The following is a 15749-nucleotide window of genomic DNA, read 5'->3' as shown; positions in this document are numbered from 1 at the left end:
CGTCAACGCATGTGGCTACGCATCGAAACGATGCGTCAATTTTCACTCAGAACCTTTTCGATAGAAGACAACACTCTTTGAGTGGAATGGCGATTCTTTCCAATTTCGGCGCGGATTTCCTCTTTAATGTGCGGAGACTGATCTTGTTGCTTTTTCATTCTTTGCAAAAGAACGGCGACATCGGCCGAGGTGTGGACCACTTGCACGACCATACCCGAAGAATATGTTTTTTTCTGATAGAAAAGGGCCTCGCGATTGTTGCGATGAAAAGGGCCCACCATCACCGGGAGTCCCGCCGCCAGAGCCTCCATCACGCTGTGCACCTGTTTTTTGAACGAGCCCCCGATGAAAGCAATATCCGCCCAGGTGTACAGCTCGGCCAGAATGCCGACCTGATCGATGATGAGAATATCTCCGGGATTCCAGGTGTCGACTTGTGAATAGCGCACGGATTTCATGCCCAAAGCGCGAATCTGATTTTCCAGATGCTCCAAGTGGCTGGCCGTGGTTTCATGCGGGGCCAGAATCGTGCGCAGGTACATGCCTTGCAACTTTTCCAGCGCCGGCAGCAACACCAGTTCATCTTCGGGCCAGGTAGAGCCTGCAATAAAAACAAAATCTTCCGGGCTGGGCATAAGGCTGCTTTTCAGCGCTTTGGGATTTTCCAGGCGGTGAAAGACCTGGTCAAATCGTGTGTCGCCGCTGACCTTCAGGGGAACCTGCAGCTTTAAGGCATCCAGGTTCTGAATGTCTTCGGCGGAAACACAGTGGATCTCAGACAAGTGGTTCAGAGAGTATCTGGTCAGATAGCGCGTGATCCCTTTCAGGCGGGACGAGTTGTCAGCAAAAGTTGCTGAGAACAAAGCCGCAGGCAGGCGCTCTTTTTTTGCGACCTCCACAAGCACCGGCCACACATCAGTGCGAGAGAACAGCAACACACGCGGGTTCCATTTTCTGATGAATCGCTTCATCAGAAAATCAATGTCCCAGGGAAGGGCACACCATAGATCCACATCATGCAGACTTTCCAGAATCTTCTTCGCGGAAGGGGATGAATAAGTCACCATGATGGGAAGATAAGGATATTGTTTTTTTAGTTCGCGAATGACGGGCCGGGCGTATTCGATTTCTCCGCTAGCTGCGTGAATCCAGATGGGACGGGCGGCCGCCAGTTCCACTTCGCTGCCTTTGATCTTGATGCGATAAAAGCCTGTGTTTTTATCTTCGATCATTTCCCGCAGCTTGCCCTTTAAAAAAGGGCGGGTTAGTTGCAGCAGCATGAACGCCAATGGGACAATGACATACTTATAAAACAAAAAGATCAAAGTGTTCATCGGTGCGAAGTCCTCAGAAGCAGCTTCATTTCACGAGTGACTTGTTCTGGCGTGATGTCGACCAGGCACTGATGGTACTTTTCCTTGTTCACGCAAGGCCCCTGGCCGTGTTTGCTGCAAGGACGGCACTTTAAATCAATTTCCAGAACTTTCGTGCTGCTGCGGGACGGGAAGCCAAATGGCGCAGGTCCCATCAAAGCAATCGTTCTTTGTCCCAGCTGTTCTGCCACGTGCAAAAGACCTGTGTCGTTGCTGATCAACATTCGTGACAATGCCACCACGCTGGAGCTGACTTGCAAAGAACACTTGCCCGCCAGATTCAGAACTCTTTCCGGCGCGACATCGCGGATGTCCTCGATAAAGGAATCCTCGGGGCCCCCCAGTAAAACGAAACGCTGATCGGGATTTAAAAGAATCAATTCTTTCCAGTATTCTTTCGGCCAGCGCTTCAGGAAGAACGCGGCAGAGGGGGCCAGAGCGACACAGTCGGCATAAGGCCCCAGGACCTCCTGCGCTTTTTTATGACTTTCTTCGCTGGGGAAAATCTGAGGTGCTGCCGGTGAAACTTTTGAAATACCCCATGGCTGCAAAGGCTCCAGCAAATCGCGCTGCCCGGAGAAGGGCATTTCAAAAGTGTTGATGCGGAATTTGAAGAGCAAAAATCTTTTCCAGCGGCGGATCGAGCGACGAATGAATTTGGGTCCGACGCCTAAAATTCCCAGCGGGCGAAGAATCCACGTGATCACGCGCGAACGCATGTTGTTGTGGGCATCATAGATATGGGTGAAGCCCTCGCGGCGCATTTGCAGGCACAGGCGAATTAAGCCTTTGAGCCCAGCCTTGCGGTCGAATTCCCAGATCTTATCAATGTTGGGATGGTTCTTAAGCAACGGGGCCATATCTTTACGGGTGATCCAATGAATTTGGGCTTCCGGGAAAGATGCTTTGATAGCCGAAGGAACGCTCAGGGTCTGAACGACGTCTCCGAAGCTGGAAAAGCGAATGATTAAAAATTTAGCATTTTTAGGGTCCCGTAATAACATGGGGTTAAGATTAGCAAAGGCGCCGAAAAAGGTCACTTGTTTAAAAGCTTTTAAGAGGATTCCGCATATAGGCGATCTGGCCGGGCATGGGCATTGAAGTAAAAGTCCTAGGACAGGAGGCCCATGGCTTTCAAACAAGTCCCCGTTTTGGGGGCCTATTTAGCATCTTTAGTAGGTTCATTAGCACTGCTTTTGACTCCGCTGTTTGCATCGGCTCAGGTGCAGACCGAGATGCGTTTATTCTCAGATTCCTTTATCAGTCCCACTTTTGAGTCGGCTGAAAAGACCAACTATCAGTTTGTGGGTGCTCAAATAAAGACGGACCCTTTTTCTGAGGACAGCCTTAAAATGGACGTGTCCGGGGGAGTCGCCATCGGGGCGCCGCTTTTAAATTATCTGAATATCTCTGAGTTCTATGTGCAAAGCCGCCAAAGCGAAACCGAAACCTTCTATCTGGGGCGCAAGAAAATGCTCTGGAATGAGCTCGACACGCGCTGGGACCTGGGCGTGTGGGAGCCTCTTTTTAAATGGAACCCGCTGAATGCTGAAAATCAGGGTTTGACCGGACTGTTCTGGCAGGTGGATAAACCATATTATACTCTGGTTCTATTTGCGTCTCCGCTTTATATCCCGGATCAGGGCCCCAGCTTTGAAATTGAGGACGGCACTTTCGTGAAAGGCAACCCGTGGTTCCGTCGTCCCCCGGAAAGTATCCGCATTTGGCAAGAGGCCACTGCCATTGACTATAAGTTTGAAAAGCCCAGCGAAAGCCAGGTTGTTTTGCAAAACTCTTTCGGCCTGAAGCTGTCCTTTGGTGACCCACAAAGTCTGCGTGGACAACTGGCGTACACCTATAAACCTGCCAACCAACTGGCCATCGGCTATGAAGGAAATCTGAATGTGGCAGAGCTTAAAGGCGCTGTGAATCTGCAGCCGCAGGTCTTCTATCATTCCCTGGTCGGAGGGGATATTAGCTATAAATACGAACGCTTCCGCTTTGGTGTCAGTGGTCTTTACGACAAGCCAAGCAAAGATGACATCTTCGAAGAAAAGTGGACTCATCCGGTCTTTGAAGATGCCGTTTTGGTCAGTCCGTTTATTGAGTGGGCCACGGGAGCCTTCGGTGTGGCGGTGCAACACCTGGATATTTTCGGTGGTCAGGTGAAGGAAGAAGGGGAGCTTGCCAGCGACAATCGGGCCGCCCTGATGACCCGTTATCCTTATCAAGAGGCCACGCAGGTGTCGGTTATGGGGAACTTTAGTTTCCGTAAAACCAAACGTCTGATCACAAAACTCAGCTACACGCATTCTGAGAAAAACAAATTTGATCTGATCCGGGTCAGCGCCAGATTCCGTTTGTCCGGCTTGTGGTCCTTTATTGGCGAGGCCCAGTTGGTCAAAGCGGAGCCAGCCGACAAGAATAATCAAAATGAAGTTGCGCAGTTTGTGAATAACGATCGATTGATGTTGGGAGCAGCGTATGTCTTCTAAAGCTCTCCTGCCATGGCGTAAGATCTTAGGCTCTTTGTTGGTGGTTTCAATCACCGCCGGAACTGTGGGATGCAGTGAGTTCCTGAATGGCAAAAAAGTCGAACCCGAGGTTATCGAGTTTTCCGACAAGCGTTTTGCCTGCTTGCAGGAGATTCCATCTCATCTTGAAAAATTCTCTATCGGCGAGGCCAAGTCTTCTGAAATTACAGAGGGCTTTGACTGTATGACCGAGGCCTTGACGTACTTTAATAAGAAAACCTTTGGCTCCCTGCAGGATGCCTATACAGTCGAGGAGATGCGTAAGTTCTTCGGGAAGTACTTCCTGAAAAAGAACAACGTGACGCCAGAATTTGCCGCCGAATTAATGAAGATCAAAAAGGCTCTTCTGGGTGGTTCTGTCGGTCATATCACCAAAGACGAAATCGTTCGTCTGGTAGAGATTCTTCAGTTGCTGCGCGATGAATCCATAGCGCTTTCCCCGCATGTGAAAGTCCTGTTGGATCAGAATCAGGAAAAGAAGACCGAGTGGGAGCAAATTTCCGCTGCCATTGGTCAGTTGCGAAAATCCCTGCAGCGTCTGCTGGAAAAAACTCAGGTGGCAAAGTCAGATTACAGCTTCGAGGACGCCAAACGGGCCCTCAGCGGTTTTGCCGAATTCATCTGCGGACAAGAACCCTTTGCTCCATATCAGAAGTACAGCAGGTGGGTTCCGATGGTGGAATCCGTGAAGGTCGTTTTGATGGGAAAACGGGCCAACTTCGCCGGGCTTTATCAGTGGAGCGAAAGTCTGGACACGTTGTTGGATCTGTATGAGCTGGCGCTAAAATACTATTATGTCATCGGGGACCTCGAGTTTAATGATCCCGCGAAGCTGCGCCAGACCAGTCAGTTTATCACGCAAGGGTTGGATCTGCTGATGAACTCTCACCAGATGAAGTCTTCAGGCCGTATTCCGGTGGAGGATATTGACACTCTGATTCGTCAGATGCTGCCATCCCTTGTGCCTGTGGATGCCGCGTTGGACGAAGTCCAGGCCCAGGCCCGTATGGAAGACTACTTCAAGGCGATCACCAAAACCTACAAAGTGGTCTTGATGAAGATCCTGGATCCGGCCCGCCCGCAGGATTCCCGGGGACTTTTGGGATTAGAGAAAAAACATCTGCTCAGCGTGCAGCGCGAGCTGAATATCTGGCGTTTGCATCAAAGCTTTATCGACTTCCTGCCATTCAAGCAAACCGGCGGGGGCGTCACGCAAAAACAGCTGATTCAGTCTTATGAAAAATTTGACAAGACCACGGTCATTGAAAAAGGACTGACCCCGGATGTGTTCGAGCAGAAGGCCTTACAGAACTCGTGGCAGGATTTTGGCGACCTGCTGAAGAATCCTCGCATGGTCAGCTTTAATGCCGACGGTCGCATGGTCATCGCCGCGGGTGATACGAAACAAAACTGGAAAGCCCTCACTAAATTCAATCTGATGAGGGCGTTATCTCGTATGCTGCTTTTGGGCTATGGGGATCGTGTGTCGGGTCGACTGAGTCAGGCGGCGATGAACGAAAAGGGACTGGTGCAGTGGTATGAGGACTTCCAGGAAGTGGGACTGTTGTTAAAGGCCTTCGACCCGCGCTCGGCCAATTCCGGTTCACGCAGCTTCCTTGAAGCCAACTTCTTCACATTCAGCGGTAACGGCGATGAGGGCATGGATCAGAAGGAAACTTTTGAGTTCGTCAGTATCTTGTTCTCTGCCGGCCTTTCCACGTCCAACGCGGTTTCCAAACATATGGAGCTGGCGCGCTGTACGGTGGCGGAAAAAGATGTCTTTGGCTTTGCTTACATGAAAGAGGCTTGTTTCAAGGCGCAGCTGCGCAAGCATATGAGCGTGTATTTCAATAATTTGCCAGGCATGGTGAACTATGTGCAGCGCCTGAACGATGCTCAATGGAATGAGTTCTTTGGGTATCTACTGGCGGCCTCTTTAAGTCCAACGCAGAAGGCGGGATTGATTGAAACTGCCAACGTGCGCACGATGGTCACGATCCTGCATTATATTGAAACCGTGATGGTGATTTATGATGCCGACCACAATCAGGGGCTATCCCTGGACGAGGTCTATTCTTCGGCGCCAAGATTCATGTCCTTCTTTAAAAAGGTCAGTCCAACGTCATTTGAGTTCCTGATCAAAGAAGGCTTTGCGCACTTGGTGTTCTATGGCGAAATCCCCGGAGCCGGTGGCATTTTGGGCTTCCAGTTCAGCAAGCTTTGGGGTTTGGACGATGCCCAGCGCATGGAAATCGCCCGTCTTTTTGGCACATTGAAGGATCAATTGAACAAGGTTGGAAAGTAAGCTAGGCTTCGGGACATGCTTTGGCGGTCCCTTGCGGTTTTCACAGCCCTGATCGTGTCTTTTTCGGCACATGCTTTTTCGTCCATGGACGAGGAAGTGCCGATCATTCTTCGCGAACCAGCCTCGGATCTTCCCAGACCCCAGGTTGAAGCCCGTGGCCGTATTGATTCTTTCGTCGACAATAAAACACTGAGAGTCCTTAGCACCGCCAGTGACTGGTACATCGGTGAAATCGTCGCGATTGAATCCCAAACCCCTGCGGTGGGGATTGTCGGCTTTGTCGAGGTGACGGGAATTGAGAACAAGCAGGACGGCACCTATGAGCTGACGTGTGAATTGCTGCGCCAGTCGCGCATGAACTTCATTCAGATCGGGGATCAGATCATGCACCTGGATCTGAGTTCGGAGAATCAAAAGTACAAGGGCACCACGGATCTGATCATTAAAAAAGGCACCAAAGAAACATCGTCCAAATATAAACCTCTGTTCACGCAAGGTATCGCCGTGGGCGAAACGGCAGAGACCTTGTGGGAGGGCGAGTATCTGGTCACTTGGTTTGGTCAAGTGAACTATGGCTGGAAAGAATGGCTGACGGTTTCCACCATCATACCGGCAGATTTGCTGGGAGCCTACAATGCCACTGGCAAGATGCGGGTGTATCAATCTGCATCGAACAACTTCGCCGCAGGTCTAAATTTCGCGCGTATTCCTTCGGAAACTCGCTCGACGTTAAATTTGAATATTTATTGGGATTCCATTTCATCTGAAAGCGTGATTTCGCACACACTGCTATCCGTCGCTTTATTTAGTTTCGAGGATGCCCAGAATGCCACTGCGATCAAATCTCTGGGAACGAGTTCCTTCCAGACGGGATATGAATTCATCCTTGATGACTGGAACCGCGTCCTTATGGGCCCGAGTTATAACTTTGAATCCAAAGCGGTCGGGGGTTATCTCAGCTACGTCAAAATCTGGGATCAATTCCATCTCAGCTTATCTCTGAATTCCACCAACATCACTTCGGTGAAGTTTGCCCCGGAAGATGGATACTACCTACTATTCGACGCCTACTGGCGCTTCTGAGCACATCCAAGGCCCCATCTGACTAATAGCACGCCTACGCTGTGCGGGTCTCCTCCGCCTTGCAGCTGGGGGTAAAAGGTGCCTGGTTGTTTTTTCTGGCTATGGTGTGTTATTAAAAGGGACGTCGAGTTTTTTTGCGACGCTTCTGTAAAAGTAAGCAGGTACCTTTTGAATAAGTTTTTTGTTGCGACACCTTTGGATTTTGAAAAGCGGACTTTGGCAGAGATGAAAGAAGTCTGGCCTTATCTTTTGGGTAAAGATGCCAAGCCTCATTCGTTGCCGTTTCCGGAAGTCGCCGTTCTTGAGGGCGGGCTGGAATTTGAAACCGAGCTTTTCATAGGTCTGCAACTGAACTTCTTCCTAAAAACAGCCAATCGTATCTTGTTGCGCATGACTTCTTTCAAGGCGAAAGATCTGCCGAAGTTCTATCAAAAATTCAAAGGCCTTCCCTGGTTGGATTTTCTGCCTCACGCGAATGTGACGTGGGAGGTGGCCGCGCAAAAAAGTCGTCTGAATAATGAAAAGCGCCTTCAGGAAAGTGCCGAGACTGCTTTGAAGGAAATCTTCAAAGGCCAAAAAGGCACCGAATCCTGTGCGAGTATTTACATCCGCATGGACGATGATCTGTGCACGATCAGTCTGGATTCCACCGGGGAGCATCTGCATAAGCGCGGCTGGTCTGTGCTGAAAGGTGAGGCCCCTTTACGTGAAACCATCGCGGCCTTTCTTTTAGAGGAAATGATTGGCAATACCTCCTCAGCGGAACTTGCAGGGATCACGTTGTTAGACCCGATGATGGGGTCTGGAACGTTCTTGGGTGAGGCTCGCGCGCTCTGGGCTGGGCAATTCGCCCGTGATTTCGCTTTCAAAAAATGGAAACGCGCGCCGAAGCTTTTTGCCTCTTCCAGTTTTGCACTGAATTACACTTTGCCTGCACGCATGCCTTTTAAGGCCTATGTTGGCTATGACATCGACGCGGATATGATCCCGGCGGCAGAGAAAAACTTTGCCGAGGTGGAGCGCCAACTCCAGGTGGTGCAAAGAGCGGGGTTTGTGCCTGCTCCGCATAAGTTTATCCACGGAGATGCCCTGAAGCTTGAGACTTCCGAGGACGGCCCGGTATGGCTGGTGGTAAACCCTCCTTATGGAGAGCGGTTGCCGGTGGCGGATCAAGGGGGGCTAAAAACCTTGGTTAAGGAGCTCTGCCTGCGTCATAAACCACAAAAGCTCGGGGTCCTTTATCCGGAAAAAGAGCGTCTTTCGGCAGTCCCTGCGGGCTATAAGCTATTTAAAGAGATTAGGGTCAATAACGGGGGCTTGCGCTGCCTGTTCACTATTTTGACACGCCTGTAAATTTTTAGGAATTGGTTAGAATTTGCGGCAGTGAGAGTGGTCCCTCTGGAAGTTTGACGGGATTCCGGCTACATTCCTGTTCCATGAAAACAGCCAAACTACTTTCCGCCGTATTTTTGAGTTCCGCCCTTTTGACGACAGCCTGTACGCCGAAGGACGAAGCCATCACAGACAAAGCCACTCGCGATCGCATTATTGCGCAAAATAACCGTAAAAGCGGTAAGGGTAAAAAGACGGGTGGCCAGCGAACCGAATTCCGTTACGGCTCTTATTCCATTGCATCTTTGCAGGCCGAAAAGGTTGTTGAAGCTCTGGAAGTTATCAGATTGTCTTTGGGACATGCGGAAGCTCTGCCAGCAAACTATTCGAAGTCTGAGGAAACCAAAAGCGGTGATCTGCTTCAATTGAGCCTGAACTCAGCCACGGCACCTGTTGCTTATTCTACCAAGCACGGCAACTTCCAGGTGACGGTAAAAAAGAATTGGAAAGTGCAGGCTTTGGCTGATGCAAATGGAGTTAAGTCCTTGATCGCAGAAACGGCGAAGAACTCGGTTTCAGTTGATCAAAAAGATATCAGTGAAAAGACGTATGTGAACTTCAAAGAAGATGCGGCAAAGATTTCTTTGGTGGCTGATGCTGAAGGTAAAGCCAAGGTTACCGTGACCGGTAATGGTTTTATGAATATCAGCAAGAAAAATGTGACTGGCAAAGAGACCTTCACTTACTCTCTTGAATTCACGATCCGTCTTGATCAGTTGGCTGATGGTAAGATTGATCTGGAAAATGCAAGCGGTGAATTTGTGGGCGTCCGCAAAAATGGCAAAAACTGGGTTACTTCTATCAGTGGGTTGAACGCAAAAGTGACCCTTGATGGTCAGTGCAATGATGTTGAAGGCTCCGTTAAAATTGGAAAAGGCGACAGACCGCGAGTTCTTCAGATGACAAAGTCCGGGGCTGTGGTTGAAAAAAGCTCTTTTGATACGGACCTGGGGCAGTGTGGACGTCGTCCCGTTGTGGATCTGAGCCGACTGCTTCTGAATTAGTCCTGACGATCAGACAATAAGAATAAAAAAAGCCGCGATCTCTCGCGGCTTTTTTTATTTGGTGCATTTAGAAGCTTATTTCTTTTTGGTCTTCTTTGTGCCCTTGGCTGGCTTTGCGTCCTTGGTCGGGGCTTCTTCCTTCACCGGCGCTTTCGCTTCACTGCGCTGTTTTAAACGCACATAAAGAGGGAAGTGATCGGCCACCCCGATCATGCGGTCGTAGTCCCAGCGCAATGGGTATTTGCCTTTTTTCAGGTGAACATCCTCATAGCGGATCACATCAATCGTGCCGGGTTCCATTTTATAGCTGCCAGCTCCGTCAGCTAGCAAAGCTTTGGAATAGATGTGTGCATCCAGGAAAGACCAGGACTTGCGATAATTGTGCGTGCCCGGGCACTCTTTACAGCCCACGAAGTGAGAAACGGCACCGACAGGAGAGAACGTGTTCGCGAAGATTTTTTCCTTTTCTTCCTCATCGTGCGTGATGTTCAAGTCACCGCCTGCGATGACCATGGCATTGGGTCCCTTGTCTTTGATCAGCTGGGCGACGAACTCAGCCGCCTGTTGACGCCAGTAGGTCGGATTGGCCTGGGATGGGAAGTGGGCTGTGAAGAAAGTGATGGGATCTCCGTTTGGAGCCTTCAACGTCACTTCCAAAACGCCACGGGATGCTTCCATCCATTTTTTGTCTTCGTCGTTTTTAGGCTTCCAAGGGATCTTGTGCAGAACCGGTTTACCCACTACTGGCAGACGGGACATCAAGCCCACATCGATACCACGTTTATCCGGGCCTTCGATCAGAACCACGGTGTTGTAGTTGGCTTTTTGCAGATATTTTTTGTTCCAGATGTTCAGAACGTTTTCATTCTCAACCTCGATCAACATTAAAACATCCGGGCCGTTACCATCCACGCCCAGGACAACTTTGGAAAGATTCTGCAGCTTTTTATCAAGCTGAGTCTCGCTCCAGTCCGTGGAAAGACACTCTGACAGGCGATAGCCACTGTCGTTGTTGTCTTTGCAGGCCTGGCGAATGACCGGGTCTTGTTTGGCTGACAATGGCATGTACGTATAGTCATTGCGATCAGCATCATGAGTCGTGTCGAACAAGTTTTCCACGTTAAACGACATCACAGCGATCTCATCAGCGGCCTTCGGAGGAAGGCTAAACTGGGCCTTCTTGAAGGTGACGGCACAGCCGACAAGCAGGGACAAAATAAGGGCAAGGGTCAGGTTCTTAAGCAGCAGTAAATTTTTCATGCCTCAGTTGTAAGGGAAGGGGGAGGTGGACTCAAGTTGAAAGAGTTTTAGGAATTCGTTGAGACTCACGCCGTCTAAATTTTGCCACTTGTGTAACATGGTGCGATATGGCATATTTCACCCGAATTTTGTCACTGAGGAGCTTTCATGCTGAAAAAGGCCCTGGCCCTATCCCTTGTTTTCTCTTGTTTTGGATCCGTCGCTTTTGCTCAAGAGCGTGAAGAAAGCATGGTGATGTCGGTTGGTGACTCTCTTCGCAGAAACTGGAACTTCACTTTGTTCTCGGTTGTTTCCCAAGCCAACATGAAGCCGGGTAAAACACAGACCGATGGTCGCTCTCAAGAATCCTACACTTATATCAGTGCCAACTATAAAATTAACGCTGACCAAAAGCTTTCTGTGCGTGTTCCTTTCTTGTTCAATACCGCCGGTCAGAATGCCTACGGTGATCAGGTGAAACAAGATGCGGAGCTTTCTGATATTCATATAGCTTACGCCAACTATGACCTGGGTTATATCGGTGATGTGGACCTGGCAGGAAATGCGAAATTGTATCTTCCAACCAGCAAGTACGCGGAAAACTCCGGTATGATCGCCAAGCTTCGCTTGGAAATGTTTTTTGATTATTCCATCGGACGCTTCTCTTACATCTCTTACGGTATCAAACCGGATTTCTTCTGGCAGAGTCGTACTGCCAGCTTCAACAACGACATCCCTCAGTTCCCGGACGGCAACTATGTGACGGACCCTCGTCAGACCAACAAACAGGCCTCCTTGGAACAGTATCTGGAAGTGGCCGCAGATATTAACAAATACTTCTCTTTCAAACCACGTATCGGTTTGGAAGAAGACTGGTACCATTCTTCCGCAGTTGAGCAATTGGAAGCTCGTCATGTGACTAAGGCTTTCTATCAGGTGGCCTTTGCGATCCGTCCGCCAATGCGTGGTTTGAACTTCCTGGTGGGTGCGACAAACACGACGATCCTGAATTCTTATCGTGGTAAAGATATCGCCTTCGGTCAGCCCGAGAACACTCAGTACTTCCTGATGACCAACGCTTTCTTGTTCTAATTTAGATTTTAAATTCGTGAGATTCCCCTGTGAGCGGGTTGGTAAACGCCAGCTCGCAGGCCTCAAGCTCGATCCGCTCTTCTTCCCACAGTTTTTCGGCACCATAGGCAAAATCACCGACAATGGGATGACCTTCAGCACCCAGTTGCGCGCGAATCTGATGGGTGCGCCCGGTGTGTAACTTAATTTTTGCCAGGCCTTGGTTGTTTTCAAGTTTTGAAAACTCAAGAATCTCAAGAAGACATTCCTGCCATTTCGGCTGAGCTTCTTTGCTGACCACCTTCGGTGCACGCGGCGAAGGCTCCATAAAGTGTCGAAGCAGTCCGGTGGCCAGGTCTTGCCCTTGAACGCGGGCGCGATAGACCTTACGCATTTCACGTTGGATCAGCAGCTTATTGAACTCGGTTTGGAACTCTGCCGTCTTTGCATAGACGATCAGCCCCCGGGTTGGCACATCCAGGCGGTGAGTGACGTAGATGTTTTGTTGTAAAGTCTGTTGCAAGTACGACTGCAGATTTTCGTGCAGGTTATCAACGCTGGCGTGAACCGGAAGGCCTGAGGTTTTATTCACCACAAGAAAGTGTTCGTTCTGAAAAACGAGACGCGACAGCCACTGACCGTCGTTGGCGGGGAAGCGGCGGGGTTTCGTATGGACTCTAATATAGTCGCCAGATGAAACCGAGGAATTCTCCGTAACTCGCTGATGATTATGATAGATGGCGCCTAGTTGAAGCAGAAATTGGATTTGTTCACGATCAAGTTCCAGATTGCTTAATAATACATCACAAAGCCCACCAGACTGAGGGCTTAAAATATGTCTGACTCCGTATTCAAAACCTCTGGCACTCTGCATACTTAAATCTTCTTGTGAGAAAGACACATAGCACGGTGTGGTAATGGTGTTCAAGTGGGACTGTTTAATTCATAGTAAGGACCTCAGGAGAATGCAGTTTGGAGTTTGCTAACGAGCCAATATTTCAATGGATGTCTCAGTTCGCCTATCAGCCGGGCATGGTTTACGCCGGACTGATTGCGATGATGGCATTATCTGCCGTTGGTTTCCCGCTGCCTGAAGAAGTGACGCTGATCAGTGTCGGTATCCTGGCCTTCATGGGGGCGCATCCCGCGCATTTCCCGCCGCCTTACGAGGGGGCTCCGGTTGTTAACGTTCACACCGCTGCCATCATTGCTTTCACGGCCGTGGTCGCCAGTGACACTTTAATTTACTTTATAGGACGGATTTTCGGGCGAAAGCTGCTGTATCATCCGCGCGTTCATAAGTTCTTCCCTGAACACATGATGAAGCGTGTGGAAGAATGGACTCACAAATACGGTGCCTATGCCTGTGGTATTTTCCGTTTTACCCCGGGCCTTCGTTTCCCAGGTCATTTGGCTTGCGGGATGTTGCGATACCCCGTTTGGAAGTTCCTGGTGATCGACGGTATTGCGGCGTTGATCAGTGTGCCGACTCAGATCTACTTGCTGGCCCACTATGGTGAGCCTATCTTGAAATATCTTCGACAATTCAAGCTGGTGGTTTTTGGAATCATCGCGCTGTTGGTGATCTATTTCGTGATCAAAAAAATCCGCGAACGATGGATCGCCAAAGCCGCCAGCCGCTAGTACACTGTAGCATTTATTTCTACTGCGTTACGACCTGCTCGACGCACTGGGAGTGCGCTTCGTCGGCCGCGCCTTGCATAAATGAATGTGACAGCGTACTAGAAAAGCAAAAGCCCAGCTCGAAGCTGGGCTTTTTTGTTTTGTGGGAATTTGTTTGTCTTAGGCGGCTGTTTCTTCGTAAATGGCTTCTGGTGTGATTTCACAGCACAGGTGCAGACTGACAGGTTTAGAGTGGAACTGAGGCTCCACATCTTTCCAGAAGATCTTTTCATAGCCACTTTGCAGGGCAAAAATCTCTTCACGGATTTTGAACAGCAGGCCTGCCGGGGAGCCCAGCAGCCAATCCATTTGCACCAGATAGAAGGCCTCTTCCAGTTCCATCGGGTTCAGGGAACTGATGAAGTTTTTGGGAAGATTGTTCACCAAATGGCAAGCGTTATGGGAATACTTCTGGAAGGCTTTTTCCATCGGATTCACAAATAAGTTCTCAACGCGGCTGTCCGGAGTTTTTGGGCCGCTGAAAGGCTGTGAGAATTTTTTGAAGTTCCAGTACAGCAGGGCATCGTTCACGACATATTCCGCACGTGGCAGATAGTCGGTGATGGCATCAACTTTCACACCTTCATGAGAAGGATCTTCCACATGGGCGTTGTGATCCACCGCCACCAGGCTGCGCAGGTTGTACAGGAAGGAATACAGATATTGAAGTTTGTCGACGAAGGGTTTTGAGAAGTTCAAGCCGAAGTTGTACATCAGCGGCTGACCCATCTTGGTTTCAAACCACGAGAAACTGTCCAGCAACGGCCACAAGGCCGTCAAATCAACACCCCAGGGTTTCAAGGCAGTTTCAAAGTGCTCATTGAAGTGGCTTTCAAATTCGGCACAGATCACGGGATTCACAACCGCGATGTGAGATTGCAAAGCGCGAACTCGTGGAGACGATCTGTCATATAGTTCCGTGTGAGGGTCCAAGGCCTTCCAGGCGTCCGTGGCGAAGTTGTAGTCCAAGTGAGGAGTGGCCACCGGGCTTTTGATGTAGTGGTTCAATTTGACAAGAGACAAACCCACCAGAGCGTCAGACATGTATTTAAACGGCTCAGAGGCTTTAAATTTCTCGTAAGTGGATTCCTGATTCCAGAATTGAACTTTCAGGGGCTTCCATGTCGCACCTTTTTCCATAGTCACGTCAAAACCCAGGCGTAATTTATGCTTCATACATACTCCTATACCGTTCATGTATCGGCGGAACTTCGCCCTTGTTCGAGTCTGGGATTTCACGATATAACCTGGACCTATGGTTGGATTTGGATATTGGGTGGATGCCCACGGACACCTGGCTGACTCACGCTGGGACGGTCAGGTTGATGAAGTGATCGAAAGTGCTCGCGCGCGCGGGATTGCCTTCTTTATGCAAGGGGGCGTGGGCCCCGAGGACTGGGCCCGGCAGATCGAGTTGAAAAAGAAGTATCCAAGTCACATCGGCCTTTGTTTTGGTCTGCATCCGTACTGGGTGGTGGATCATGACGAGGACGAATGCGAAGCCGCCCTGGATGCTTTGGCGGGGCTTTTGCCGCAGGCTCAGGGTTTGGGGGAGCTGGGGCTGGATTTCCGGCCTCATATTATGAAGGACTCTCGGGAGCGTCAGATCAGCGTATTTGAGCAGCAGTTGGAATTGGGTCACATGAGTGGCAAGCCTCTGGTGCTGCACCTGGTGCAGGCTCACGAGGAAAGCCTGCGAATTATGGACGTCTGGGGGCTTCCAAAACAAAAAGGCATGGTGCATTCTTTCAGCGGCAGTTGGGGCAAGGCCCAGGAGTTCCTCAAACGCGGCCTGTTTCTGTCGATTGGGGGCCCGGTGTGCCGCCCGGACAATCAAAAACTGCATCAGGCGGTGCGTGAAATGCCGCTGGAGCAGCTTTTAATTGAAAGCGACAGCCCGGATCAGGCACCACCTGCCTATAAAGGTGGCTTAAACCCTCCAGAAAGCATCTGGGAGGTGGCAAGAACTATAGGGGAGTTAAAATCCCTTGATCCTATGGAAATATTAGATATCACTACTGCAAACTTTCGAAGATTTGCACCGCCAATAGAGTGAGGGCGAAAT

Annotated in this window: 13 protein-coding genes; 8 read left to right on the top strand and 5 right to left on the bottom strand. The window is 49.9% G+C overall.

The window, feature by feature from the left end:
* Positions 1–35: 35 nt before the first annotated feature.
* Positions 36–1334, bottom strand: coding sequence for a 3-deoxy-D-manno-octulosonic acid transferase (locus ACZ5ZV_RS11605; RefSeq protein WP_464117166.1), 1299 nt, complete (start codon positions 1332–1334; stop codon positions 36–38).
* Positions 1331–2377 carry a glycosyltransferase family 9 protein gene (locus tag ACZ5ZV_RS11600; protein WP_464117165.1) on the bottom strand — a complete coding sequence of 349 codons (1047 nt, stop codon included), beginning with the start codon at positions 2375–2377 and terminating at the stop codon, positions 1331–1333. The genes ACZ5ZV_RS11605 and ACZ5ZV_RS11600 overlap by 4 nt, the downstream gene beginning before the upstream one ends.
* A 123-nt stretch (positions 2378–2500) precedes the next feature.
* Here ACZ5ZV_RS11600 and ACZ5ZV_RS11595 point away from each other — a divergent pair, with 123 nt between their 5' ends.
* The 5 genes from ACZ5ZV_RS11595 to ACZ5ZV_RS11575 all read left to right on the top strand — a co-directional run bounded on the left by ACZ5ZV_RS11595 (position 2501) and on the right by ACZ5ZV_RS11575 (position 9691).
* Positions 2501–3868, top strand: coding sequence for a hypothetical protein (locus ACZ5ZV_RS11595; RefSeq protein ID WP_464117164.1), 1368 nt, complete (start codon positions 2501–2503; stop codon positions 3866–3868).
* Positions 3858–6212: a hypothetical protein gene (locus ACZ5ZV_RS11590; RefSeq protein ID WP_464117163.1), complete on the top strand. Its 2355-nt coding sequence runs from the start codon at positions 3858–3860 to the stop codon at positions 6210–6212. The genes ACZ5ZV_RS11595 and ACZ5ZV_RS11590 overlap by 11 nt, the downstream gene beginning before the upstream one ends.
* Positions 6213–6227: 15 nt before the next feature.
* Positions 6228–7295: a hypothetical protein gene (locus tag ACZ5ZV_RS11585; RefSeq protein WP_464117162.1), complete on the top strand. Its 1068-nt coding sequence runs from the start codon at positions 6228–6230 to the stop codon at positions 7293–7295.
* Positions 7296–7463: 168 nt separating this feature from the next.
* On the top strand, positions 7464–8648 hold the full coding sequence (locus ACZ5ZV_RS11580) for a THUMP domain-containing class I SAM-dependent RNA methyltransferase (protein ID WP_464117161.1): 1185 nt from the start codon (positions 7464–7466) through the stop codon (positions 8646–8648).
* An 83-nt stretch (positions 8649–8731) separates the two neighbouring features.
* A complete protein-coding gene (locus ACZ5ZV_RS11575; RefSeq protein WP_464117160.1) occupies positions 8732–9691 on the top strand; it encodes a hypothetical protein in 960 nt (319 codons plus the stop codon).
* Positions 9692–9766: 75 nt separating this feature from the next.
* On the opposite strand, the gene ACZ5ZV_RS11570 is transcribed toward ACZ5ZV_RS11575, so the two are convergent.
* Positions 9767–10951: an endonuclease/exonuclease/phosphatase family protein gene (locus tag ACZ5ZV_RS11570; RefSeq protein ID WP_464117159.1), complete on the bottom strand. Its 1185-nt coding sequence runs from the start codon at positions 10949–10951 to the stop codon at positions 9767–9769.
* 147 nt (positions 10952–11098) lie between these two features.
* On the opposite strand from ACZ5ZV_RS11570, the gene ACZ5ZV_RS11565 reads away from it, so the two are divergent.
* Positions 11099–12022, top strand: coding sequence for a hypothetical protein (locus tag ACZ5ZV_RS11565; protein WP_464117158.1), 924 nt, complete (start codon positions 11099–11101; stop codon positions 12020–12022).
* A 1-nt stretch (position 12023) separates the two neighbouring features.
* Here ACZ5ZV_RS11565 and ACZ5ZV_RS11560 read toward each other — a convergent pair whose 3' ends face one another.
* On the bottom strand, positions 12024–12875 hold the full coding sequence (locus ACZ5ZV_RS11560; RefSeq protein ID WP_464117157.1) for an RluA family pseudouridine synthase: 852 nt from the start codon (positions 12873–12875) through the stop codon (positions 12024–12026).
* A gap of 98 nt (positions 12876–12973) precedes the next feature.
* Between ACZ5ZV_RS11560 and ACZ5ZV_RS11555 the strand changes: the two genes are divergently transcribed.
* Entirely contained in the window at positions 12974–13645 is a 672-nt protein-coding gene (locus ACZ5ZV_RS11555) for a DedA family protein (RefSeq protein WP_464117156.1), read from the top strand.
* 159 nt (positions 13646–13804) lie between these two features.
* On the opposite strand, the gene ACZ5ZV_RS11550 is transcribed toward ACZ5ZV_RS11555, so the two are convergent.
* The gene (locus ACZ5ZV_RS11550) at positions 13805–14860 is read right to left on the bottom strand and encodes a hypothetical protein (protein WP_464117155.1); all 1056 of its coding nucleotides are present in this window, start codon (positions 14858–14860) and stop codon (positions 13805–13807) included.
* 79 nt (positions 14861–14939) lie between these two features.
* Here ACZ5ZV_RS11550 and ACZ5ZV_RS11545 point away from each other — a divergent pair, with 79 nt between their 5' ends.
* Positions 14940–15740, top strand: coding sequence for a TatD family hydrolase (locus ACZ5ZV_RS11545; RefSeq protein WP_464117154.1), 801 nt, complete (start codon positions 14940–14942; stop codon positions 15738–15740).
* Positions 15741–15749: the final 9 nt, after the last annotated feature.

This window comes from Bdellovibrio sp. HAGR004, from assembly GCF_055397015.1.
The sequence above is the reverse complement of the archived record's forward strand: the minus strand, read 5'-3'. Positions and strand labels throughout refer to the sequence as shown.

Bases quoted from the DNA above. Each gene is read 5' to 3' on its own strand.
- ACZ5ZV_RS11570 (WP_464117159.1), bottom strand. From the start codon at position 10,951: ATGAAAAATTTACTGCTGCTTAAGAACCTGACCCTTGCCCTTATTTTG.
- ACZ5ZV_RS11575 (WP_464117160.1), top strand. From the start codon at position 8,732: ATGAAAACAGCCAAACTACTTTCCGCCGTATTTTTGAGTTCCGCCCTT.
- ACZ5ZV_RS11550 (WP_464117155.1), bottom strand. From the start codon at position 14,860: ATGAAGCATAAATTACGCCTGGGTTTTGACGTGACTATGGAAAAAGGT.
- ACZ5ZV_RS11595 (WP_464117164.1), top strand. From the start codon at position 2,501: ATGGCTTTCAAACAAGTCCCCGTTTTGGGGGCCTATTTAGCATCTTTA.
- ACZ5ZV_RS11545 (WP_464117154.1), top strand. From the start codon at position 14,940: ATGGTTGGATTTGGATATTGGGTGGATGCCCACGGACACCTGGCTGAC.
- ACZ5ZV_RS11565 (WP_464117158.1), top strand. From the start codon at position 11,099: ATGCTGAAAAAGGCCCTGGCCCTATCCCTTGTTTTCTCTTGTTTTGGA.
- ACZ5ZV_RS11590 (WP_464117163.1), top strand. From the start codon at position 3,858: ATGTCTTCTAAAGCTCTCCTGCCATGGCGTAAGATCTTAGGCTCTTTG.
- ACZ5ZV_RS11560 (WP_464117157.1), bottom strand. From the start codon at position 12,875: ATGCAGAGTGCCAGAGGTTTTGAATACGGAGTCAGACATATTTTAAGC.
- ACZ5ZV_RS11600 (WP_464117165.1), bottom strand. From the start codon at position 2,377: ATGTTATTACGGGACCCTAAAAATGCTAAATTTTTAATCATTCGCTTT.
- ACZ5ZV_RS11605 (WP_464117166.1), bottom strand. From the start codon at position 1,334: ATGAACACTTTGATCTTTTTGTTTTATAAGTATGTCATTGTCCCATTG.
- ACZ5ZV_RS11585 (WP_464117162.1), top strand. From the start codon at position 6,228: ATGCTTTGGCGGTCCCTTGCGGTTTTCACAGCCCTGATCGTGTCTTTT.